At 69.3% G+C, this 21588-nt stretch carries 20 protein-coding genes; all 20 read left to right on the top strand.

Annotation, left to right across the window (positions count from 1 at the left end):
• The 20 genes from O9Y01_RS10550 (at position 1) to O9Y01_RS10455 (ending at position 21561) form a co-directional block, all read left to right on the top strand.
• Positions 1-444 carry an HIT family protein gene (locus tag O9Y01_RS10550; protein WP_269631554.1) on the top strand — a complete coding sequence of 148 codons (444 nt, stop codon included), beginning with the start codon at positions 1-3 and terminating at the stop codon, positions 442-444.
• 556 nt (positions 445-1000) lie between these two features.
• Positions 1001-1414 carry a DUF971 domain-containing protein gene (locus O9Y01_RS10545; RefSeq protein WP_269631553.1) on the top strand — a complete coding sequence of 138 codons (414 nt, stop codon included), beginning with the start codon at positions 1001-1003 and terminating at the stop codon, positions 1412-1414.
• Between the two features lie 54 nt (positions 1415-1468).
• Positions 1469-2200 (top strand): bifunctional demethylmenaquinone methyltransferase/2-methoxy-6-polyprenyl-1,4-benzoquinol methylase UbiE, encoded by a 732-nt coding sequence (ubiE, locus tag O9Y01_RS10540; protein ID WP_269631552.1) that lies wholly within the window; start codon positions 1469-1471, stop codon positions 2198-2200.
• A 306-nt stretch (positions 2201-2506) separates the two neighbouring features.
• Positions 2507-3520 carry an EpsD family peptidyl-prolyl cis-trans isomerase gene (locus O9Y01_RS10535; RefSeq protein WP_269631551.1) on the top strand — a complete coding sequence of 338 codons (1014 nt, stop codon included), beginning with the start codon at positions 2507-2509 and terminating at the stop codon, positions 3518-3520.
• Entirely contained in the window at positions 3520-4374 is an 855-nt protein-coding gene (gene epsE, locus O9Y01_RS10530) for a polysaccharide export protein EpsE (RefSeq protein ID WP_269631550.1), read from the top strand. The genes O9Y01_RS10535 and epsE overlap by 1 nt, the downstream gene beginning before the upstream one ends.
• 9 nt (positions 4375-4383) lie before the next feature.
• On the top strand, positions 4384-5799 hold the full coding sequence (gene epsF / locus O9Y01_RS10525; protein ID WP_269631549.1) for a chain length determinant protein EpsF: 1416 nt from the start codon (positions 4384-4386) through the stop codon (positions 5797-5799).
• Positions 5796-6686, top strand: coding sequence for a polysaccharide biosynthesis tyrosine autokinase (locus tag O9Y01_RS10520; protein WP_269631548.1), 891 nt, complete (start codon positions 5796-5798; stop codon positions 6684-6686). The genes epsF and O9Y01_RS10520 overlap by 4 nt, the downstream gene beginning before the upstream one ends.
• Before the next feature lie 13 nt (positions 6687-6699).
• Entirely contained in the window at positions 6700-7584 is an 885-nt protein-coding gene (gene xrtB, locus O9Y01_RS10515; RefSeq protein ID WP_269631547.1) for an exosortase B, read from the top strand.
• Complete coding sequence (gene epsI, locus O9Y01_RS10510; RefSeq protein WP_269631546.1) at positions 7581-8267, top strand: exosortase-associated protein EpsI, B-type; 687 nt, start codon at positions 7581-7583, stop codon at positions 8265-8267. Before xrtB ends, epsI begins: the two co-directional genes overlap by 4 nt.
• Positions 8268-8299: 32 nt before the next feature.
• On the top strand, positions 8300-9418 hold the full coding sequence (gene gmd, locus O9Y01_RS10505; RefSeq protein ID WP_269631545.1) for a GDP-mannose 4,6-dehydratase: 1119 nt from the start codon (positions 8300-8302) through the stop codon (positions 9416-9418).
• 28 nt (positions 9419-9446) lie between these two features.
• A complete protein-coding gene (locus O9Y01_RS10500; RefSeq protein WP_269632111.1) occupies positions 9447-10379 on the top strand; it encodes a GDP-L-fucose synthase family protein in 933 nt (310 codons plus the stop codon).
• 106 nt (positions 10380-10485) lie between these two features.
• Positions 10486-11997 (top strand): oligosaccharide flippase family protein, encoded by a 1512-nt coding sequence (locus tag O9Y01_RS10495; RefSeq protein ID WP_269631544.1) that lies wholly within the window; start codon positions 10486-10488, stop codon positions 11995-11997.
• Complete coding sequence (locus O9Y01_RS10490; protein ID WP_269631543.1) at positions 11994-13073, top strand: hypothetical protein; 1080 nt, start codon at positions 11994-11996, stop codon at positions 13071-13073. Before O9Y01_RS10495 ends, O9Y01_RS10490 begins: the two co-directional genes overlap by 4 nt.
• Positions 13070-14329, top strand: a complete 1260-nt coding sequence (locus O9Y01_RS10485) for a glycosyltransferase (RefSeq protein ID WP_269631542.1) — start codon at positions 13070-13072, stop codon at positions 14327-14329. The genes O9Y01_RS10490 and O9Y01_RS10485 overlap by 4 nt, the downstream gene beginning before the upstream one ends.
• Before the next feature lie 244 nt (positions 14330-14573).
• Complete coding sequence (locus tag O9Y01_RS10480; protein WP_269631541.1) at positions 14574-15992, top strand: O-antigen ligase family protein; 1419 nt, start codon at positions 14574-14576, stop codon at positions 15990-15992.
• A gap of 1 nt (position 15993) precedes the next feature.
• Positions 15994-17343: a hypothetical protein gene (locus O9Y01_RS10475; protein ID WP_269631540.1), complete on the top strand. Its 1350-nt coding sequence runs from the start codon at positions 15994-15996 to the stop codon at positions 17341-17343.
• Positions 17344-17353: 10 nt separating this feature from the next.
• A complete protein-coding gene (locus O9Y01_RS10470; RefSeq protein ID WP_269631539.1) occupies positions 17354-18238 on the top strand; it encodes a glycosyltransferase family 2 protein in 885 nt (294 codons plus the stop codon).
• 4 nt (positions 18239-18242) lie between these two features.
• Entirely contained in the window at positions 18243-19373 is a 1131-nt protein-coding gene (locus tag O9Y01_RS10465) for a glycosyltransferase family 4 protein (protein ID WP_269631538.1), read from the top strand.
• Complete coding sequence (locus tag O9Y01_RS10460) at positions 19373-20539, top strand: glycosyltransferase (RefSeq protein ID WP_269632110.1); 1167 nt, start codon at positions 19373-19375, stop codon at positions 20537-20539. Before O9Y01_RS10465 ends, O9Y01_RS10460 begins: the two co-directional genes overlap by 1 nt.
• A complete protein-coding gene (locus O9Y01_RS10455) occupies positions 20536-21561 on the top strand; it encodes a beta-1,6-N-acetylglucosaminyltransferase (protein WP_269631537.1) in 1026 nt (341 codons plus the stop codon). Before O9Y01_RS10460 ends, O9Y01_RS10455 begins: the two co-directional genes overlap by 4 nt.
• Positions 21562-21588: the final 27 nt, after the last annotated feature.

Below are 21588 nucleotides of genomic sequence, written 5' to 3'. Positions count from 1 at the left end.
ATGAGTGCCAACGCCCCATCGCCCGACTGCCCCCTGTGCCGTGAGGCCGGCGGGATCCTGGTGTTCCAGGCCGCGTCCTGGCGCCTGATACGCGCGGAGGACGCGAACTTCCCCGCCTTCTACCGCCTCATCTGGCAGGACCATGTGGCCGAGTTCAGCGACCTCGGCGCCGGCCAGCGCCAGGCCTGCATGGAGGCGGTCTGCGCCGTGGAGCAGGAGCTGCGCGAGGCCCTGCGGCCGACCAAGGTCAATGTGGCCAGCCTGGGCAATGTGGTGCCGCATCTGCATTGGCACGTGATCGCGCGCTTCGACTGGGACAGCCACTTCCCCAATCCAGTGTGGGGCGCGGCCTTGCGCGAGCTTCCCGAACCGGCCGAGCGGCGCCTGCCGCTGTCCCTGCAGGCGCTGGATCAACGCATGAGCCAGCGCCTGCAGGGCTTGTAGGGCGCTGCGGCGGCTGAGCGGGCGGCCGTTCTCGGGTGGCGCCTCGGGTCGAAGTTGTCACAGAGTGCATATGCGTCCAGAGTGCCCACTGCATAGCGCCGTGAGTGGTGTGGTGGGCGCAAAGCCCCATGAACAGGGCATTTCCTGGGGTCAGGGCTTGCCTGGATCCCCTGCGGAGCGCCCGCATCCGGACCCGTGCGGGCCCTGTCAGAGATAACGGTCTGCAAGGTCTTACAGCTTGCCGCAATCCCCCCATCGGGCGATGCTTCGCCTGCAAGTCAGCGCCTATCGGCGCAGGCCTGCGGATCCCTCCTCTTAGGCCCCGCTCGCGCGGGGCCCTTTTTTTGTGGGATCCGTTTCGAGTGGGCGCTGGCCTCTGCCCAGCACCGCTGCCCCTCCGCCCCTCCGCCCCTCCGCCCCTCCGCCCTGGTGGCGCCCTCATGAATGCCGGATCCCGGAGCCGTCCCTGCAAGCACCCTGCCGCCCGGCGGGCCTTCGCCGGGCCCGGCAGCCCACCCGGCTACACTGGAGCCCCCCAGGTTTTCCCATCCTCCCCATGGCTGGCCTCAGCGCAGCAAGCCCCTTGCCTACCGACATCACCGTGCACCAGCAGTCCCGGCGGCTCGAGATTGCCTTTGATGATGGCGCGCGCTTCTCCATCCCCTTCGAACTGCTGCGGGTGCTGAGCCCCTCGGCCGAGGTCAAGGGCCATGGCCCCGGCCAGGAGGTGCTGCAGACGGGCAAGCGGGAGGTCCTGATCGAGGCCCTGAGCCCCGTGGGGCACTACGCCGTGCAGCCGCGCTTCTCTGATGGGCATGACAGCGGGCTCTACACCTGGGACTACCTCTACGAGCTGGGCCTGCGCCAGGAGGCGCTGTGGGCCGAGCACCTGGCCCGGCTGGCCGCAGCTGGCCTGGACCGTGACGCGCCGATGGCGCCCAAGGGCGGCGGCCACTGCGCCAGCCACTGAGCGCGCCGTCGAGCCCGCCGTCCACCCCGACACCCGAACCGACCGAGATCCCTCATGAGCAGCACCCACTTCGGCTTCCAGACCGTCGACGAGCAGGAGAAGGCCGGCCGCGTGCGCGGCGTCTTCGACTCAGTGGCGTCCCGCTACGACATCATGAACGACCTGATGTCCATGGGCCTGCACCGCGCCTGGAAGGCCTACACCGTGGCCGTGGCCAACCTCAAGGAAGGCGACCGCGTGCTGGACATCGCCGGTGGCACGGGCGATCTCTCCCGCGCCTTTGCCCGGCACGTGGGCAGCACCGGCATGGTGGTGCACACGGACATCAACGAGGCCATGCTGCGCACCGGCCGCGACCGCCTGCTCAACGAAGGCCTGGTCCTGCCCACCAATCTCTGCGACGCCGAGAAGCTGCCCTACAAGGACGCCAGCTTCGATCTGGTCAGCGTGGCCTTCGGCCTGCGCAACATGACCCACAAGGACCTGGCCCTGGCCGAGATGTGCCGCGTGCTCAAGCCGGGCGGACGCCTGCTGGTGCTGGAGTTCTCCAAGGTTGCCGCGCCCCTGCAGAAGCCCTACGACTGGTACAGCTTCAAGATCCTGCCGAGGCTCGGCCAGATGATCGCCGGGGACGCCGAGAGCTACCGCTACCTGGCCGAGTCCATCCGCATGCATCCCGGTCAGGCCGAGCTCAAGGCCCTGATGAAGCAGGCCGGCTTCGGCCACGTGGACGTGCACAACCTCAGCGCGGGCGTGGTGGCGCTGCACGTCGGCATCAAGTGCTGAGCCTGGACTGATGCGGCGCGGGGCCCACGTGGCCCGGCGCCAGCCCCGGCCATGCCGGCATGCCCCTGCCTTCACGCCCTGCTGCGGCGTGCGGCCCCCGTGCCTACCTGTTGCGCGCAAGTCAAGGAAGTCCGCAAAAGCGCGGACCTTGCCGCCTTTTGCAGGGCTTGAATGCCTCTGCGGCCCCACGGAGCCTCGTTACACTCCCCCCGGTACAGGCCAGTCCGCGGTGCGGGCTGGCGCTGCGCGTCCGTCCGGCCGTCCTGCCGGCAGCGCAGGCAAGGGTGCAGCAAGGTTTGGAGCGCTATGAAGACGACGATGCAGCGGGTCTCTTTCCTCGGCTTGACGCCGGCGGGCAGCGGCAATGGCAGGGGCCGGGCCCTGGGCACCGCGGCCACCTGGGCCGCTGTGGCCGCTTTGGCCGCCACGGTCTCCCTGCTGAGCGCCTGCGGCGGCGGCAAGGGCGAGGCCACGCAGACGGCCGCCAAGGTCAACAAGGAAGAGATCACCGTCCATCAGATCAACCAGCTGCTGCAGCGCCAGCCCGGCCTCAGCGAGAAGCAGGCTGACGCCCTGTCCCGCCAGCTGCTGGAGCGCCTGATCGACCAGGAGCTGTCCGTGCAGAAGGCCCAGGACCTCAAGCTGGACCGCGACCCGCGCGTGGTGCAGCAGATCGAGGCCGCCAAGCGCGAGATCCTGGCGCGCGCCTATGCCGAGCGCATCGGCGAGTCCGTCAGCAAGCCCAGCGCCGACGAGATCGCGAAGTTCTACGACGAAAAGCCGGCCCTCTTCAAGGAACGCCGCGTCTACAGCCTGCAGGAAATGAGCATCGAGGCCGCGCCCGACCAGTTCGAGGGCCTGCGCCAGCGCCTGCAGGGCTCGCGCAACCTCTCCGAGTTCGCGGACTACCTGCGCGGTGCCGGCATCCGCTTCAATGTCAACGAGGCCGTGCGCCCGGCCGAGCAGCTGCCGCTCAACAGCCTGGACACCATCGCCCGCATGAAGGACGGGGACACCGCCGTGCAGGTGACGCCCAATGGCCTGCAGCTGCTGCACCTGGCCACCTCGCGGCTGAACCCGGTCGACGAGGTCACGGCACGGCCGGCGGTCGAGGCCTTCCTCATCAACCAGCGCAAGGCCGAGGCCATCCAGAAGGACCTCAAGGGCCTGCGCGAGACGGGCAAGATCGAGTACCTGGGCAAGTTTGCGAGCAAGCCGGCGCCTGCGGCGTCGGCGGCGGCGTCCGTCGTGCAGGCGGCGTCGGCCGCATCCGCCGCGGCCCCGGCCAGCGACGCTGCCAAGAACCAGGGGCAGAAGTGATGCGGGCCGCGCTGCTGGCCTGCGGGCTGATCCTCGGCATGCTGGCCGGTTCGGGCGTCCGCGCCCAGCCGCCTGCCACCGGTGCGAATGCCACCAATGCGCCGGCTGCGCCGGGCCCCGCCTCCGCCACCGAATACCGGCTGGCCGCTGGCGACGTCATCCGCATCAGCGTCTACCAGAACCCGGACCTGACCCTGGAGACCCGCGTCTCCGAGAGCGGCTCGCTGTCCTACCCGCTGCTGGGCAGCGTCCGGCTGGGCGGTCTGAGCATCAGCCAGGCCGAGCAGCTGATCGCCGACGGCCTGCGCAACGGCAACTTCGTCAAGCAGCCCTCGGTGACCATCGTGGTGCTGCAGGTGCGCGGCAACCAGGCCAGCGTGCTGGGCATGGTCAACCGGCCCGGGCGCTATCCGCTGGAGATGGGGGACACCCGGCTGTCGGACCTGCTGGCCGCGGCCGGCGGCGTGACGCTGGCGGGCTCGGACCTCGTCGTCCTGAGCGGCCGCCGCCAGGGCAAGCCCTACCGCGTGGAGATCGACCTCCCCAGCCTCTTCGCCGCCCAGGGCCGCGAGCAGGACGTGATGGTCCAGAACGGCGATGTGCTGTGGGTGGACCGTGCCCCCATGGTCTATATCTACGGCGAGGTCAACCGCCCCGGCTCCATGCGCCTGGAGCGCGGCATGACGCTCATGCAGCTGCTGGCCGCCGGCGGCGGCACCACGCAGCGCGGCACCCAGAAGGGCATCGCCGTTCATCGCCGCGGCGCCGACGGCAAGGTCCAGGTCCTGCGCCCCGAGATGGACGAGGCCATGAAGGAAGGCGATGTGGTCTATGTGCGTGAGAGCCTGTTCTGAGGGGCGCCGGTGAACCTGACCCAGCTGATCCCCATCCTCCTCGCCCGCTGGCGCACGGCGCTCGCCGTCTTCGCGACGGTGGTGCTGGGGGTCCTGCTCGTGACCCTGGCCACGACCAGAAAGTACACGGCCACGGCGTCGGTGGTGGCTGATGTCAAGCCGGACCCGGTCTCCGCGATGCTGATGCAGAGCGCGATCACGCCGGCCTACATCGCGACCCAGGTCGATGTGATCCGCAGCGATCGCGTCGCCCAGCGAGTGGTGCGCAACACCAAGCTGGCAGACGATCCCGAAGTGCGGGCCCGCTGGCTCAAGGAGACCCAGGGCGAAGGCAAGATCGACGCCTGGATGGCCGACTCCCTGCGGCCCGGCCTGGAGGTGAAGCCCTCGCTGCAGTCCAGCATCATCGAGGTGTCCTACAAGTCCCCGGATCCCCGCTTCGCGGCCAGGATGGCCAATGCCTTTGTGCAGGCCTATATCGAGGTGACCCTGGACCTCAAGGTCGACCCGGCACGCCAGTACCGCAGCTTCTTCGACTCCCGGGCCAAGGAGGCCCGCGAACGCCTGGAAGAGGCCCAGGCCAAGCTCTCTGCCTTCCAGAAGGACAACGGCATCATCGCCACCGACGAGCGCCTGGACGTCGAGAACGCGCGCCTCAACGAGCTCTCCACGCAGCTGGTGACGTTGCAGGCGATCAGCGCCGAGTCCAGCAGCCGGCAGAACCAGGCCGCCACCTCGGGCGACCGCATCCAGGAAGTGCTGGTCAACCCCGTGATCGGTTCCCTGAAGTCGGACCTCAGCCGGGCAGAGGGCAAGCTGCAGGAGCTCAATGCCCGCTATGGCGACAACCACCCGCTGGTCGTGGAGGCGCGTGCCAACATCGCCGAGCTCCGGTCCAGGGTGGATGCCGAGGTCAAGCGAGTGACCGGGGGCGTGGGCGTGGCCGCTTCCATCAACCGTGCCCGTGAGGCCGATGTGCGAGCCTCGCTGGAGGCTCAGCGCGGCAAGCTGCTCCGCATGAAGGCCCTGCGCGACGAAGGCTCGGTGCTGCTGCGTGATGTCGAGAACGCCCAGCGGGCCTATGACGCCATCCAGACCCGCCTCAACCAGACCAATCTGGAAAGCCAGACCACACTGTCCAACGTCAACATCCTGACGCAGGCAGAGCCTCCCCTGAAGCCGTCCTCCCCCAAGACCTACATGAACTTGCTGATGGGTGTATTCCTGGGCAGCTTCCTGGGCCTGCTCGCGGCTGTGGCCCATGAGCAGATGGACCGCCGCCTGCGAAGCGCGCAAGACCTGACCCTGGTGGCCGATTTGCCGGTGCTGGCCGTGATCCCGAATGCCGGCGAGGCCCGCGGCCGGCCCTGGTGGCAGCGCCTGCGCCGTGCCGCCTCCGCGCCCGAGACCAAGGCCTCCGCATGAACCCATCCCCGACTCCTCCGGCCTTTCCGGATCCTGGCCAGGGGCGCGAGCCCTCCATCGGCGCCCTGATCAGCCAGACGCGCAACCTCAGCGCCGAGCAGGTCGAGCAGGTGCTGGCCTACCAGCGCCAGCACGGGCTGCGCTTCGGTGATGCCGCCGTGCAGCTGGGCTTTGCCAGCACCGACGACGTGCTCTTCGCCCTGGCTCAGCAGTTCCAGTACCCGGTCGCCCCGAGCGCCGGGCCGACCCTGAGCCCGGAGCTGGTCAGCCTCAGCCAGCCTTTCGGCCGGCAGGCCGAAGCCTTTCGCGCCGCGCGCAGCCAGCTGCTGATGCGCCTGCAGCAGGAGGGGCGCGAGCGCCGCGCCCTGGCGGTGGTGAGCCCTGAGCAGGGCGATGGCAAGAGCTTCTTCTGCGCCAATCTGGCGGTGGCCCTGGCCCAGCTGGGGGGGCGCACCCTGCTGATCGACGCCGACATGCGCCACCCCCGCCAGCACCAGCTCTTCCGCCTGGAAGAGCAGGGCCGCTGCGAAGGCCTGGCGGATGTGCTGTCCGGCCGGGCCGGCCAGGGCGTGATCCGGCAGGTGCAGGGAGTGCCCAGCCTCTTCGTGCTGCCGGTGGGCACCCCGCCGCCCAATCCGCTGGAGCTGGTCGAGCGGCCGGCTTTCGTCCTGCTGCTTCGCGACCTCCTGGGCCGCTTCGACCACGTGCTGATCGACACCCCGGCCGCCACGCTGGGCTCGGACAGCACCGTGATCGCCGCCCGTGCCGGCGCTGCCGTCGTGCTGGCCCGCCGCCATCAATCGCGCATGGCGGCGCTTCAGGACCTGGTGGGCAGCTTCTCGCACAGCCCGGCCGAGATCCTGGGCATCATCTTCAACGAGCACTGAAGGGCCGGGCCAGGTGAGTCCGGCTGAGGCCGCCCCCCGCAGCGCCTGGCAGGTCCTCGCGCAGCTGCCGCGTCCCCTGCGCCCGCTGCTGGCCTGGCTGCTGCTGGGCTGGGTGCTGCTGTTCGGACGCAGCTACTGGGACCTCTTCCACGGCCTGTGGGCCAGCGACGAACAGGGCCATGGCCCCATGATCCTTGCCGTGGGCCTGTGGCTGCTGGCCCGCCGCCTGCTGTCACTGCGCGAGGCGCAGGGCACGGCCTGGGGGCTGCCGCCCCTGGCGCTGGGCCTGGTGGTCTATCTGCTGGGGCGCTCGCAGTCGATCTGGACCCTGGAGATCGGCGCGCAGCCCCTGGTCCTGGCCGGCCTGGTGCTGCTGTTCCTGGGCTGGCGCGGCCTGCGCCTGGCCGCCTTCCCGCTCTTCTTCCTGCTCTTCATGATTCCCTGGCCGGGCGACTGGACCGCAGCGCTGACCACGCCGCTGAAGATCGCCGTCTCCGGCGTGGCGAGCCAGCTGCTGTACTGGGCGGGCTATCCGGTCGGCCAGTCCGGCGTGGTGCTGACGGTGGGGCCTTACCAGCTGATGGTGGCCGATGCCTGCGCCGGCCTCAACTCGCTCTTCACCCTCGAGGCCCTGGGCCTGCTGTACATGAACGTCATGCAGCACACGGCGGTGTGGCGCAACACGGCGCTGGCCCTGCTGGTCGTGCCCATCTCCTTCGCGGCCAATGTGCTGCGGGTGCTGGTGCTGGTGCTGGTGACCTATCACTTCGGTGACGCGGCCGGGCAGGGCTTCATCCACGGCTTTGCGGGCCTGCTGCTGATGCTGGCCGCCCTGCTGCTGATCATGGCGGTGGACGGCCTGCTGGGCCGTCTGGCGCGCTGGCGGGGCTGGTCATGAGGGCGGCACGCCGCGCCCTGCTGCTGGCCGCCGCCATGGGCGGCACCGGCCTGCTGGCCGAGCGCCTGCGGCCGCACCGCTTCCTGGCCGACGAACAGGCGCGGCTGCCCCTGGCCGGGCTGATGCCCGATCACTTCGGATCATGGACCCGCGACCCCAGCGTCGCCCCCCTGCTGCCCAATCCGCAGCAGCAGCAGGTCCTCGCCGACACCTACGACGAAGTGCTGGCCCTGAGCTTCCGCAACGCCGCCCGTCAGCTGGTGATGCTGAGCCTGGCCTACGGCCGCAACCAGCACAAGGGCATGCTGGTCCATCGCCCCGAGATCTGCTACCCGGCCCAGGGTTTCCGGCTCGAGCAGGACGTCGTCGACGCCACCGTCGCCCTGGACGACGGCCCGCTGCCGCTCAAGCGCCTGGTGGCCAGCCAGGGCCGGCGTCACGAGCCCATCAGCTACTGGGTGGTGGTGGGCGACACGCTGACGGCCTTTGGCTACCCGCACCGCTGGGTGGCGCTGCGCTATGGCCTGCAGGGCCTGATCCCGGACGGCGTGCTGGTGCGCGTGTCCTCCCTGAACACCGACAATGCGGAGGGCTTTGCGCTGCAGGCCGCCTTCATCCGCGAGTGGGCACGGGCGCTGAGTCCCGCCGCCCGGCTGCGCCTGCTGGGCCGCGGCCATGGTTGAACCTTCCTGAACGCAGCTGTGGGGATGCACGCATGAGCATGAAGAAAGCGCTGATCACTGGCGTCACCGGCCAGGACGGGGCCTATCTGGCCGAGCTGCTGCTGGGCAAGGGCTACGAGGTGCATGGCATCAAGCGCCGTGCCTCGTCCTTCAACACCGACCGCATCGACCACCTCTACCAGGACCCGCACGTCGACAACCAGCGCTTCGTCCTGCACTACGGCGACCTGACCGACAGCAGCAACCTCATCCGCATCATCCAGCAGGTGCAGCCGGACGAGATCTACAACCTCGCCGCCATGAGCCATGTGGCGGTGAGCTTCGAGATGCCCGAGTACACGGCCAACGCCGACGGCCTGGGCACCCTGCGACTGCTGGAGGCCATCCGCATGCTGGGCCTGGAGAAGAAGACCCGCTTCTACCAGGCCTCCACCTCCGAGCTCTACGGCCTGGTGCAGGAGACGCCGCAGCGCGAGAGCACGCCCTTCTACCCGCGCAGCCCTTATGCGGTGGCCAAGCTCTACGGTTACTGGATCACCGTCAACTACCGCGAGGCCTACGGGCTGCACGCCAGCAACGGCATCCTCTTCAACCATGAGAGCCCGGTGCGGGGCGAGACCTTCGTGACCCGCAAGATCACCCGTGCCCTGGCGCGAATCGCGCTGGGCCTGCAGGACTGTGTCTACCTGGGCAATCTCTCCGCCCTGCGCGACTGGGGCCATGCCCGCGACTATGTGGACGCCATGTGGCGCATGCTGCAGCAGCCCCGGGGGGACGACTACGTCATCGCCACCGGGCAGCAGCACAGCGTGCGCGAGTTCATCGCGCTGGCCGCGGCGGAGCTGGGCCTGACCCTGGCATTCGAGGGCCAAGGCGTGGACGAGGTGGCACGCGTGGTGGCCGTCAGCGGCACGCAGTCACGCTGCCAGGTGGGCGAGGTGATCGTGCGCGTGGACCCACGCTACTTCCGGCCGACGGAGGTGGAGACTCTGCTGGGCGATGCCTCCAAGGCCCGCGAGCAGCTGGGCTGGCGGGCCACCACCTCGCTGGCGGACCTGGTGCGCGAGATGATGGCCGCCGACTACAGCGCCGCCCAGCGCGACGAGCTGGTCAAGAGCGCCGGCTATCCCGCTTACGATGCCCATGAATGATCCCCAGCCGGAGCCGCCCGTGAACAGCATGCCCAGCGACGCACGCATCCTCGTCACCGGCCACCGCGGCATGGTGGGTTCGGCCCTGGTGCGGCGCCTGCAGGCGCGGGGCTACACGCAGATCCTCACCCGCAGCCGCGCCGAGCTCGACCTGCTGGACCAGGCGGCGGTGTACCGCTATCTGGTCGAGCACCGGCCGGACTACGTCTTCATCGCCGCGGCCAAGGTGGGCGGCATCCTGGCCAATGACACCGAGCGCGCCGACTTCCTCTTCCAGAACCTGCAGATCGAGCTGAACCTGATCCACGGCGCCCACCGCGCCGGGGTCCAGCGCCTGCTGTTCCTGGGCTCCAGCTGCATCTACCCGCGCGACTGCCCCCAGCCCATCCGCGAGGACTACCTGCTGAGCGGCCCGCTGGAGCCCACCAACGAGCCCTACGCCATCGCCAAGATCGCGGGCGTCAAGCTGGCCGAGAGCTACAGCCGCCAGCACGGCCGTCAGTACATCAGCGTGATGCCCACCAATCTCTACGGCCCCGGCGACAACTACGACCTGCAGACCAGCCACGTGCTGCCCGCCCTGATCCGCAAGGCCCATGAGGCGAAGCAGCGCGGGGATGCATCGATAACGGTCTGGGGGAGTGGTACCCCCCGGCGCGAGTTCCTCCACGTCGACGACCTGGCCGAGGCCTGCGTGCTGCTGATGGAGACGGGCTACGACGGCCCCTTGCTCAACGTTGGCTGCGGCCAGGACCTCAGCATCCGCGAGCTGGCGCAGACCGTGGCCGCGGTGGTGGGCTTCCAGGGCGAGCTGGTGTTCGACGCCAGCAAGCCGGATGGGACGCCGAGAAAGCTGCTGGACGTAAGCCGGATCGCGCAGCTGGGCTGGCGGGCCCGCACCGGGCTGGCCCAGGGCATCGCCAGTGCCTATCAGGACTACCTGGGCAGGTCGGCCCCATGAGCCTGTGCAAGAGCGGCGTGACCGACCGCGGCTCGATGGTCTGGTGCAGCCCTCAAGACCTGCAGGCGCTGGACCTGGGGCGGACCCATTGCCTGGGGCGGGCCCATTGAAGCCCGCACCGATGCAGGAGGGCGAGCTGGGCCGCCGTGCGGCCAGGGCGCTCTGGTGGAGCTATGGCGGCGCAGCCCTGCGCGCGCTGGCCACCCTGCTGGTGCAGCTGCTGCTGGCACGCCTGCTGGGCCCGGAGGCCTTCGGCCAGGCGGCCGCCGCCTTCATCGTCCTGGCCCTGGGGTGGATGCTGGCCGAGGGGGGCTTCGGGGCCGCGCTGATCCAGAAGCCGGTCCTGAGCGAGGAAGACGTCTCCCATGCCCTGGGCTGGGTGCTGCTGCTGTCCGGGACGGCAGGCCTGGGGGTGATGCTGAGCGCGCCATGGCTCGCCCGCTGGCTGGGCTCCGGCGCACTGGCCCCGCTGCTGGTTGCTGCCGGTGCATTGATCCCGGTGCAGGCCCTGTCCAACATCCCGGTGTCCCTGATGCGGCGCGATCTCGATGCCAAGCGCGCGCAGCTGATCTACCTGGGCGGCTATGTCTTCGCCTATGCCCTGGTCGGCCTGCCGCTGGCCTGGTCGGGCGCCGGCGCCTGGACCCTGGTCATCGCCTTCGGGCTGCACAGCCTGGTCAATATGGTGGGCAGCTATGCCGTGGTCCGGCACACGCTGCGGCCGCGGCTGGCCGGTGATCCGGCCCTTCGGCGTTTCGGCCTGCAGGTGGTGGGCACCTCGGTGGCGAACTGGGCGCTCGAGAACCTGGACCGGGTCCTGGTCAACCGGCTGTGGGGCGCGGCCGCCCTGGGGCAGTACAGCGCGGCGTTCACGCTGTCGAGGTCGCCCGCGGCCTTCCTCGTGGGCTCGCTGCAGAACGTGGCCTTCGCCGCGGCCTCCCGCGTCCAGGACGACCTCCAGCGCCTGGGGCGCTCGTACCTGGCGACCGTGAACCTCCTGGCCCTGCTCAGCTGGCCGGCCTTTGCCCTGATGGCCTGCCACGCGGATACCGTCGTGCACCTGCTGTACGGCACCCGGTGGCAGGGGACGGAGCCCCTGTTCGCCGCCTTCTGCGCAGGTCTACCCTTCTTCGTGCTCATGGCGGTCAGCGGCCCGCTGCTGTGGGCCCTGGACGCAGTCCGGCAGGACCTGATGGTGCAGCTCGCCGGCGGGCTGCTGCTCTTCGCGGGCTTCCTGTGCTTCAGGGCCTATCCGCTGAAGCATGTGGTCTGGCTCGTCCCGGTCGTCTACCTGCTTCGCGCCCTGTGGTTCCAGCGCTTGCTGGGGCGGCGACTGCAACTGCAGACCGGCGCAATGATGCAGGCCCTGCGCGGCGGCCTGCTGCTGGTGCTGATGGCGGCTGTGCTGTCGCTTGGCCTGCGGGCACGGCTGACGGACCTGCCTGCGATGGGGGCGTCGGCAGCGCTGAGCCTGCTGCTGGCGCTGGCCGTGCTGCGCCAATGGCCGGCGCTGCTGCTGGGCCCTGCACTGATGCAGGCGATGCAGGCCGATGCCCCGGCATCGGCAGCCTCGCGCCGGCTGTGCGCCTTCGTCGGCCTGGAGTCGCGGGAATCATGAGTCGCTTCAGATACTGCCTGCCCGAGGTGGCCGGCCGCGGGGCCGGCCTGGGCAACGAGATGATCCCCTGGGCCCGCGCCTTCCTGGCCGCGCAGCTGCTGGGCGCGCGCACGCTGGCCCCGGCCTTCGGGCTCAACCCACGCCGCTACTGGCGCCACTTCGGCAGCTCGCGCCTGGATTGGCTGGGCCATCGTGCACTCAAGGCGGCATTGCCGGTCGTGGCGTTCACGGAATCGGACTACCTCAGGCACGGCGGCGGCGATGTGGTCAGTGCCTTGCGCGGCTTTGCCAGGGAACAGTCGCTGATGACCCGCAAGGCCTTCGTGCTGAGCACGGGCGGGATGTGGGGCGGCATGCAGCACATCGAGGCCGCGCGCGGGCACATGGCCAGCCTCCTCTACCAGAGCCGTTTCGCCGCCGGCAATCTGCTTCGGCTGCGCGAGCGCCTGAACCCCGGCCGGCTGACGGTCGGCCTGCACGTGCGTCAGGGCGACTTCGAGCCGGCCCGAGCCCCAGCAGCCTACCGCGGGCAGTTCAACGTGGCGCTGCCCCTGGCCTGGTACCGGCGCGTGGCGGCGTCCATCCATCAGCAGCTTGACGGCGCCGTGCAGTTCCTCATCGTCTCCGACGCCAGGCCGGAGCAGCTGCAGGACCTCAGCCGTGGACTGCCCTGCGTTTTCTCCGGAGACCTGCCCGACTCGGACTGCTCCGACCTCCTGGCCCTGGCCGAGGCGGATCTGCTGGTCTGCTCCATCTCCTCCTACAGCGTCTGGGCAGCCTTTCTCTCCCGGGCGCCCTACCTCTGGTACGGACCCAATCTGCATGAGCACCCGGAAGGCTTTCTGTCGATCTGGGGCCACGAGCCCGGGCAGCAGGCCGAGCCCGGTGGCACCTTCCGCGCCTTGCAGGCCTGCCAGGGTGCGGGCCGCCTGCCCCGCCGCTGCTTCGCCATCGCTGACGACGGGCAGGTGAGCGCGCAGGCACTGGAGCTGGCCTGGCAGCTCAAGGGCAGGGCAGAGACCGATCTCATCCGCTACGGCGTCATTCCGGCCGCTCCGGGGATGGAGGCCGGATGAGCCCGTTGCATGTCGGCCTCTGCGGGCCCGTCGCCGGGCAGGACATCGCGGCACTCATGGGCATGGAGCCGCAGGCGCTGCCCCGGGGCTACGAGGGCGCGCCGCTGCTGGTGACGCTCATCGAAGGCCTGCTGGCGCGGGGGCATCGCGTGAGCGTGTTCACGCTCAGCAACGACCTGTCGTTCGCCGCCGGGGCGGTCAAGGTTGCGTCTCGCCTGCATCCGGGCCTGGAGCTGCACTTCTGCCCCCTGCGTCGGCATGCCTGGCGGCCCTGCGAAGGGCGGCCGGGGCGCATCCTCGACCTGTACCGCCACGAGCGACGAGCCCTGGTCGAGGCGATGCACCAGGCCGCGCCTGCCGTGATTCACGCGCACTGGGCCTACGAGTTCGCCTGGGCTGCCCTGGACACGGGCATCCCCACGGTCGTGACGTGCCACGATTCGCCGCTGCTGGTCGCCCGCATGAATGCCCTGGCGAAGCCCACCATCAGCCTTTACCGAGGACTGCGGGTGCTCATGGCCTGGCAGGTGCTGCGGCGGGCGCACTGGGTCACCGCGGTGTCGCCCTATCTTGCGGCGGCACTGGAGGGCATGAGCCCGCGGCCGCTGCAGGTCATTCCCAACCCCGTGGATGGCCGTTCACTCGTGCTGGGCCGGGACCGGCGGCTGGGACAGGCGCTGCGCGTTGCCGTGGTGAGTCATGGCTTTGACCGGCGCAAGAATCCCAAGAAGGCCCTGCTGGCCTTTGCGAGGCTCAGGACCAGCAGGCCACAGGCCCGCCTGCATCTGTTCGGACGCGGTTTCGAGGCAGATGGCGAGGCTGCGGCTTGGTGCCGTTCGAGACGGGACCTGGCCGACTGCCTGCCTGCCATGAGCTTCCATGGACCCCTGGGCCACGCGGAGCTGCTGGAGCGCCTGGCCGCCTGCGACCTGCTGATCCATCCTGCCCTGGAGGAAACCTTCGGCATGGTCCTGGCGGAAGCGATGGCCCTGGGGCTGCCCGTGGTCGCGGGCCGGCACAGCGGCGCTGTGCCCTGGGTGGTGCAGGACGCGCGCTGCCTCTGCGAGGTGAAGGATCCCGAGGCCATCGCCGAAGCCGCCGATGCCTTGCTGCAAGGCGAGGTCTATGCGCAGCTGTCCCGCGAGCTGCGTGCGATGGTTGCGCGACGCTTCGCACTGGAAGCCGTGCTGCAGTGCTACGAGGCGGTGTACCGCGAGGCGCTTGAAGGCGCCTCTTCGGCACGGGAAAGCGCATGAGCCCCCTTCGGATCAACAGGCGCGCTGGAGCCCCGTCCGCAAGGGCCTGCACCTGGCTGCGTGTCGCGTCTGCGAAGCCGGGGCGATGCCGGGCTTGCCTGTCACCCTGCTGGATGAGTGCGTCCAGGCCGGCGGCTGGCCTGGCTGGCGCCTTGCGCGACAGCGGCGCGCCCCGGGCCTTCGGCATGCGGGTGGCCATGCCCCCAGGCGCCCGGCGTGGAAAATACGAAACTGGTGCTCCCTGATGAACAGCTTGCTGGCTTACACCTACTGGGTCCTGCCCTTCCTCCTTGCCATGGGAAGTGCGCTCGCGCTCGTGCTGCTGCTGTTCTTCGCGTCGTCTCTGTCCCCGCGCTGGAGCGCCGCAACGAAGTTGACGGTGATCATCGCTGCCGCTTTCGTCGGGGAGAGTGTCTATGGTGCGATGTCCGGTCGACTCCTCTACAACGAGCTGGAGATTGCGAGGAACCCATGGCTGGGCTATCAGATCGTTGGCAGTCCGGCGGCCTCGCTGGTGAAGAAGGCCGCTTCGGCCCTGATGCTGGTCGTCAGCGGCGGCGAAGTGATCCGATGGTTGCTCAGGCGGAGCTCCATGCACGTCAATGTGCTCCCGCTCTATCTGGCCTTCGCCTTCTACTACCTGGCCATGGTCTGGGTGAGCGCGGCATTTGGCGTGGTGCGTGAATTCAGTCAAGCCTGGTTCTACGCGCCTATCGTGTTCACGGCCCTGGCGCTGCTTGCACCGGAAGGCTTGCACGGCGCCGTGCGGCATCTGCGATGGATGCTGGTGCTGGGCTTGCTGCTGGGCGTCCTGCCCGGTGCGATCGAGTTGAAGCGCGTCGTCGAAACCGGGTACGAGGGATCGCTCATCGGGCTGCCTTACCGCCTGCATGGGGCCGCGTCCCATGCGAACAGTTTCGGCGCCGTGGCCTTGATTCTTCTGTTCCTGGAGCTGTCGCCCTGGGTCGTGCGGCGCATCAACTGGCTCAATGTGGCGCTGGCATTGACGCTGCTGATCCTGTCGCAATCGAAGGCGAACTGGGTTGCCTTGCTGTTGGGCGCCCCGCTGGTCCGGGCTGATGCGCTGGTCACTCTCTGGCGCAAGCATGCCGGGGCGCTGGTCGTGTCTGCCTCGGTCATGCTGTCGGCATGGGTGCTGTATGCCGCCTCCACCGATGCCCTGAACAGCCTGGCGTGGCACGCGGCCGACTGGCGCAGCGAGGAGGCCTTCACTGGGCGCGGAGCCATCTGGGCGATCACCTGGGACACCTTTCTGAAGCATCCCGTGTTCGGCTATGGGCCGGCGCTGTGGGATCCGGTGTTCCGCAACGAATACAACTGGAGCGTGGCCGGACACGCGCACAACCAGTTCTTGCAGGTGCTGGGCCGGGCGGGGATCTTCGGCGCGATCAGCTGGCTGCTGCTGATGGTCAGACTCGGTCAAGGCGTGATGCGTGAGCAGGGGGAGGGGCGCTGGCTCGGCATGGCGCTGTTCGTGGCGCTGCTGTGCCGCTCCTGGACAGAGGCACCCATGGAACCGGGCGCCATTGCGGGCATTGACGGCCTGGGCTACCTCCTTGTCTTCGTCTTTGCCGTTGCCGGCCTGGCCAGTGCCGGTCAGAAGGCGGGCGTCGGTGTGCGGCACTCGGGCGCGGGGGTCTAGCGTGGTGCTGCACTCCCTGCTCCGCTGTCTGCGTTGGGCCTTCGTGCTGCTGCTTCTTGCGGCTCAAGGGCGCTCCGCCATGTCGGCCGACGTATGGCAGCTGGCGACCTCAGGCGCCAAGTCACCGATTGGCCAGCAATTCTTCGGCATCCATGTGCACCGCCTGGAAGGCGTGGAGCGCGGGCCGCGGGTGCGTCCCTCTCCCTACAGGGCGGAGGATCCGCCCAATATGCGCATGTGGGATGCGGGCGTCACCTGGTTCGACATCAACAAGCGCCCCGGCGAGTTCGACTTCTCGCGCATGGACGCCTACGTTGCGCTCGCAACCCAGCGGGGCGCACGCATCATCTATCCGTTCGGGATGACACCCGCGTGGGCCAGCATGCGGCCCGATGAACCCTGCCCCTACGGCCTGGGGTGCTCAGCACCCCCACGTAGTCTGGACGACTGGAAAGCCTATGTCCGTGCAGTGCTGGGCCGCTATGGCGGCAAGCTCTGGATGGTCGAGGTCTGGAACGAACCCTACTTCTCCGACTTTCGCGAGGACCGTGGCCAGCGTGCCAGCTTCTACAGCGGCGACGCGCAAACCTTGGTGGAGATGACCCGGGTGGTCCGGCAGGCCATCGATGAGCTGAGTCCGTCCACGCTGCTGTGCTCGCCCAGCTTCGTGGGATCTGCGAAGCGCCTGGACCTGTACCTTGAGAAGGGGGGCGGCAGGTACATCGACGCGCTTTGCAGCCATCTCTATGCCCAGGGCACGAAGGATCTTGCTCGCAATGTCCTGGAGTTCAGGGCGGTGCTTGCCCGTCGCGGCTTGTCTGGCCTGGCCCTGCTGAACACAGAGTCGGGGGTGGCGACAGATGGCCCGCCGGTGGACTCGAATGCGCCTGACGAATCAGCCGGCCGCGACGCTGCCGCGCGCATGGCTCAACAGGTGATCGTGACGGCCATGTCCGGCATCGACTCGTTCTACTACTATGCCTGGGACAACGACCACACTGGGTTCTTCGAGCCGGATGGAAGCCCGCGGCCGGCTCTGTCCGCCTGGTTCGCCGTGAAGCGATGGCTGACCGGTGTGCAGCCCCGCGGATGCCGGGAGAGCGAGGCCTACGCGGGCGTGATCATCTGCCGTGCCGAACGGGCCGGCCTTCAACAAGTCTGGATATGGCATGAACGCCCCGGAAAGAAGGAGTTGCGGCTCCGGACGCTGTGGCGGGAAATCAGCCTGGGGCGCGCCGCAGACAGTGTCCAGGCGCTCTTCCAGGAAGACATGGCGGATGTCACGGCGGGGGTACAGGCAGGCGCGATGCGGCTGGGGGCATCACCCGTCGCCCTGACGTTCCGGAACTGAGCGAGGGGTCATGAAGAGTCCGGTGTCCATTTGCGTCGTGATGACCTGCTTCAACCGCCGCGCCCAGACCCTCGCCTGCCTGGAGACGCTGGCGGTCAACCGGCAGGCGCTGCAGGCGCAGGGCATCGCGCTGGGCGCGGTGCTGGTCGATGACGGCAGCACCGACGGCACGGCCGAGGCGGTGGAGGGCGCTCATCCATGGATCCAGGTCATCCGTGCCCCGGGAGACCTGTACTGGTGCCGCGGCATGCATCTGGCCCAGCAGCAGCCGCGGGCCAGAGAGGCTGATTTCCAGCTCTGGCTCAATGACGACGTGCTGCTGAAGCCGGGCGCGCTGCAGGCGCTGCTGTCCTGCGAGGCGCAGCTCCGTGCGGCGGACAGCGGGCAAGCGGCGCTGATCATCGTCGGTGCGACGCAGGACGCCCTCACCGGCCGCAGGAGCTATGGCGGAGAGAGGCAGAGCACCGGCTGGGCGAAGACGCGCTTCATCGGTCTGGAGCCCGGCGAGCAGCCGCTTCGCTGCGATTCCATGAATGGCAACATCGTGCTGGTCAACAAGGCCGCGGCCGAACGCGTGGGTGACCTGGACCCCGTGTTCGAGCACGCCATGGGCGACACCGACTACGCCTTGCGCGCCCGCCGACTGGGTGTGCCGGTCTGGCTGGCGCCGGGCTTTCTGGGGACCTGCTCGGACAATCCCGCGCAGGGTGGCTACCGTGACGAACGCCTGCCCTGGCGTCGGCGCTGGCAGCTGATGATGCAGCGCAAGGGCCTGCCCTGGCGGTCCTGGCTGCACTTCACGCGCCGCCACATGGGCTGGAGCTGGCCGCTCTACTTTGCGTGGCCTTACGCCAGGCTGTGCCTGCAGCTGTTCCGCCGCCGACGCCATGGATGATCCAGTGATTCGAGCCCAGGCCAGCGAGCCGGCAGGGGAGCGCGCGCCGCGCGTGGTGGTGCTCACCAACACGCCCGTGCCCTACCGCTCACCCATGTACGCCGAGGTCCTGCGCCAGCGCCGCATGGAGCTGCACCTGGTCTATTGCACCGGGGCCTACATCGACAAGACCCAGGACGAGTCGCAGCAGCCCTATGCCGTGCACTACCTGGGGGGCAGGTATCTGGCCTGGGACAAGCGCTTCCTCCACGCCGATGCCGGCATCTGGAGGCTGCTGGACGGCATCAGGCCGGATGTCCTGGTGACGACAGGCTATGTGCCGACCTATCTGCTGGCCTTCACCTGGGCGTGCCGGCACCGGGTGCGGCATGTCGCGATGACCGATGGCACGCTGCGGCAGGAGGCGTCCCTGACCTGGCTGCACCGCCTGCTGCGCCGCTGGGTGCTGCGCCGCTCGGCGGCCTGCATCGGCGCCAGCCGCGGCTCCCTGCAGATCTTCGAGGCTTTCGGCGTGCCGCCGTCCCAGTGCTTTGTCGCCGGGCTCTGCGTGGACAACGCCCGCTTCGCCCACGAGTCCGACCGAACGACGGATCTCCTCTACTCCTCACGCCTCGTCCCGCACAAGAACCCGGTCTTCGCCCTGCAAGTGGCCGAGCGCACGGCCCGCCTGCTGGGGCGGCGGGTGAGCCTGGACGTGCTGGGGGAGGGCGAGCTCCTGCCCGAGCTGCAAAGGCAGGCGGGCGCGCTGGCCGAGTGGGTCGAGGTCCGCTTCCTGGGCTACCGGCCGCAGGCGGAACTGCCGCAGCACTACGGGCGGGCCCGCCTGTTCCTCTTTCCGACGAGCTGGGAGCCCTGGGGCCTGGTGGCCAACGAAGCCTGCGCGGCGGGACTGCCGGTACTCATCGGTGAAGCCGCGGGATCCGCGAATGAGCTGGTCATCGACGGCGAGAACGGCTGCGTCCTGCCGCTTGATGCGGAGCTGTGGGCCCGTCACTGTGCCCGGCTGCTCACCGATGCGGCCCTTTGGGCGCGCTGCTCCCGACGCAGCCGGGAGCTCGTGGGGGGCTGGAGCTTCCAGCGTGCGGCGGCGGGATTCTGCGCCGCCATCGACCGGGCCATGATGGGGCGCGCGTGATGTCCAGTGCCGGTACTCTGCAGCGCGTCCTGCTCGTTCATAACGCCTACCAGCAGCGGGGCGGCGAGGACGCCGTCGTCGAAAGCGAGCTGGCCCTGCTGCGGCAGCACGGTCATGAGGTCCAGACCTACTTCCGGCACAACGACGAGGTGCGCGGACAGTCGCCGGCCGGACTGGCGCTGCAGGCCGTCTGGTCGCGCAGCACGGTGCAGGACTTGTCCTCGCAGATCCAGCGCGACCGCCCCGACGTGATCCATGTGCACAACACCCTGCCCCTGGTCTCGCCCGCCGTCTTCTGGGTCGCGCACCGGCATCGCATCCCGGTGGTCATGACCTTGCACAACTTCCGCCTGCTGTGTCCCCAGGCCATGCTGCTTCGCGAAGGGCGGGTCTGCGAGGACTGCGTGGGTCGCTCGCCGTGGCCGGCCGTGGTGCACGGGTGCTATCGGGGCAGCAGGGCGCAGACCGCGGTGGTCAGCGCGATGCTGGGCGTGCACCGCGCCCTGGGGACCTGGCAGCGCAGGGTGAGCCGCTACATCGCCCTGAATGAATTTGCCCGCCAGAAGTACATCGAGGGCGGCCTGCCGGCAGAGCGCATCGTGCTGAAGCCCAATTTCGTCGACCTGCCCAGGCCGCCGGAGCTCGAGCGCTCCGGCGTGCTCTTCGTCGGCCGGCTGTCGGAAGAGAAGGGGGTGCGCACGCTGATCGAGGCGGCGCAGGCCCTGCCGCCCGGGCTGCGGGTCACGGTCGTGGGCGACGGCCCCTTGCGGCCCCTCGTCGAGGCCCATCCCCGCCTGCGCTACCTCGGGCCGCAGGCGGCGGAAGCGGTGCAGGCGCAGATGGCGGCTGCACAGCTCCTGCTGGTGCCCAGCATCTGGTTCGAGAACTTTCCGCGCACCATCGTCGAGGCTTTCGCCTGCGGCCTGCCCGTCATTGCCAGCCGTCTGGGCGCGTTGCCGGAGCTGGTCGAGCCGGGCTTCACCGGTGACCTGGTCGAGCCTGGCAATGGCCAGGCGCTGGCGGCCTGCATCCAGCGTCATCTGGCCCATGCCGGGGCGCTGGCCGAGATGGGGCGCCAGGCCCGGCGGCACTACGAGCTGCACTGGTCGGCCAGCCGCAACTACGAGACGCTGATCCGCATCTACGAGAGCCTGGACGTGGCATGAGCAGCCCCTCGTACGCAAGACCTGACCCCCTGCCAGCTGCGCAGACCCCGGGTGACAGGAATATCGCCTTCCTGATCCTCTGCCACACGGACGCCCCGCATGTGCGCCGCCTGGCCCTGCGCCTGGCGGGCATGGGCTCGGACTGCGAGGTGTTCGTGCATGTGGATGCGAAGTCTCCGCAGCGGGTGGCCATCGGGCAGGCCCTGGAGGGCATTGCGGGCGTGCGGCAGGTGGATCCGCTGCCCGTCTGGTGGGGCGGCTTCAGCGCCGTGACGGCGACCTGCCGACTGCTGGAAGCAGCTCGCCAGGCCGGGCCCTTCAGGCGCTACGTGCTGCTGCAGGGGGCGGACTACCCCATCAAGCCCGACGCCCAGATCCGTGCCTTCTTCGAGCAGCATGCCGCCACGGAGTTCATCCGGGCCGGGAATGTCAGCACCGCCACCTCTCTTGAGGCCTACGCCAAGGCACGGTACGTGCTGTTCTATGACCGGCCCCACCTGCTCAAGAAGATCTGGAACAAGCTCACCCGGTTGCTGGACCTCCGGATCAGGGCCCCGCGCTTCACGGTGGGCACGGAGTCCTGGGACTTCCACTGGGGCTGCGCGCAATGGGCCTTGACCGATGCCTGCGTCCGGCACCTGCTGGAGCGCAGCGGCGACCCCGCCCTGCAAGCCGTGTTCCGCCATGTGTTTCCTGCGGACGAGGTCTACTTCCACACGCTGGTCTTCAATTCGGGCTTTGCCGCGAACACAACACGCCGTTGCGCGGAAAGCGCGCAGGGGCGGACGCTGACCGACTTCCTGAACCTCGTCTACTTCGAGTACCCGGACCAGGTCCGTGTCTTTGATCATGCCGCCCTGCCACTGCTGCTCGAACGCTCCGAGCTGTTCGCTCGAAAGATGAACACGGCGCAGTCCTCCTCGCTGCTTGACGCCCTGGACGCCCTGCATGCGGGCGGCTCGGCGTGCCCCGCTGCCGACGAGCGCCTGCGCGCCTCGGCGCCGGCCTCCGGTGGCCGCTGACAGGTCCTGGGCGAAGGCCGGGAGCGT

Origin of the sequence: Pelomonas sp. BJYL3, assembly GCF_027257975.1 — a bacterium.
Lineage (GTDB): Bacteria > Pseudomonadota > Gammaproteobacteria > Burkholderiales > Burkholderiaceae_C > Roseateles_B > Roseateles_B flavus.
The sequence above is the reverse complement of the archived record's forward strand: the minus strand, read 5'-3'. Positions and strand labels throughout refer to the sequence as shown.

Coding starts and splice junctions, on each gene's coding strand:
- ubiE (WP_269631552.1), top strand. CDS start 1,469: ATGAGCAGCACCCACTTCGGCTTCCAGACCGTCGACGAGCAGGAGAAG.
- O9Y01_RS10485 (WP_269631542.1), top strand. CDS start 13,070: ATGAGCCCGTTGCATGTCGGCCTCTGCGGGCCCGTCGCCGGGCAGGAC.
- O9Y01_RS10550 (WP_269631554.1), top strand. CDS start 1: ATGAGTGCCAACGCCCCATCGCCCGACTGCCCCCTGTGCCGTGAGGCC.
- O9Y01_RS10460 (WP_269632110.1), top strand. CDS start 19,373: ATGTCCAGTGCCGGTACTCTGCAGCGCGTCCTGCTCGTTCATAACGCC.
- O9Y01_RS10480 (WP_269631541.1), top strand. CDS start 14,574: ATGAACAGCTTGCTGGCTTACACCTACTGGGTCCTGCCCTTCCTCCTT.
- O9Y01_RS10470 (WP_269631539.1), top strand. CDS start 17,354: ATGAAGAGTCCGGTGTCCATTTGCGTCGTGATGACCTGCTTCAACCGC.
- O9Y01_RS10490 (WP_269631543.1), top strand. CDS start 11,994: ATGAGTCGCTTCAGATACTGCCTGCCCGAGGTGGCCGGCCGCGGGGCC.
- O9Y01_RS10520 (WP_269631548.1), top strand. CDS start 5,796: ATGAACCCATCCCCGACTCCTCCGGCCTTTCCGGATCCTGGCCAGGGG.
- O9Y01_RS10535 (WP_269631551.1), top strand. CDS start 2,507: ATGAAGACGACGATGCAGCGGGTCTCTTTCCTCGGCTTGACGCCGGCG.
- O9Y01_RS10500 (WP_269632111.1), top strand. CDS start 9,447: ATGCCCAGCGACGCACGCATCCTCGTCACCGGCCACCGCGGCATGGTG.
- O9Y01_RS10455 (WP_269631537.1), top strand. CDS start 20,536: ATGAGCAGCCCCTCGTACGCAAGACCTGACCCCCTGCCAGCTGCGCAG.
- epsE (WP_269631550.1), top strand. CDS start 3,520: ATGCGGGCCGCGCTGCTGGCCTGCGGGCTGATCCTCGGCATGCTGGCC.
- gmd (WP_269631545.1), top strand. CDS start 8,300: ATGAGCATGAAGAAAGCGCTGATCACTGGCGTCACCGGCCAGGACGGG.
- O9Y01_RS10545 (WP_269631553.1), top strand. CDS start 1,001: ATGGCTGGCCTCAGCGCAGCAAGCCCCTTGCCTACCGACATCACCGTG.
- epsI (WP_269631546.1), top strand. CDS start 7,581: ATGAGGGCGGCACGCCGCGCCCTGCTGCTGGCCGCCGCCATGGGCGGC.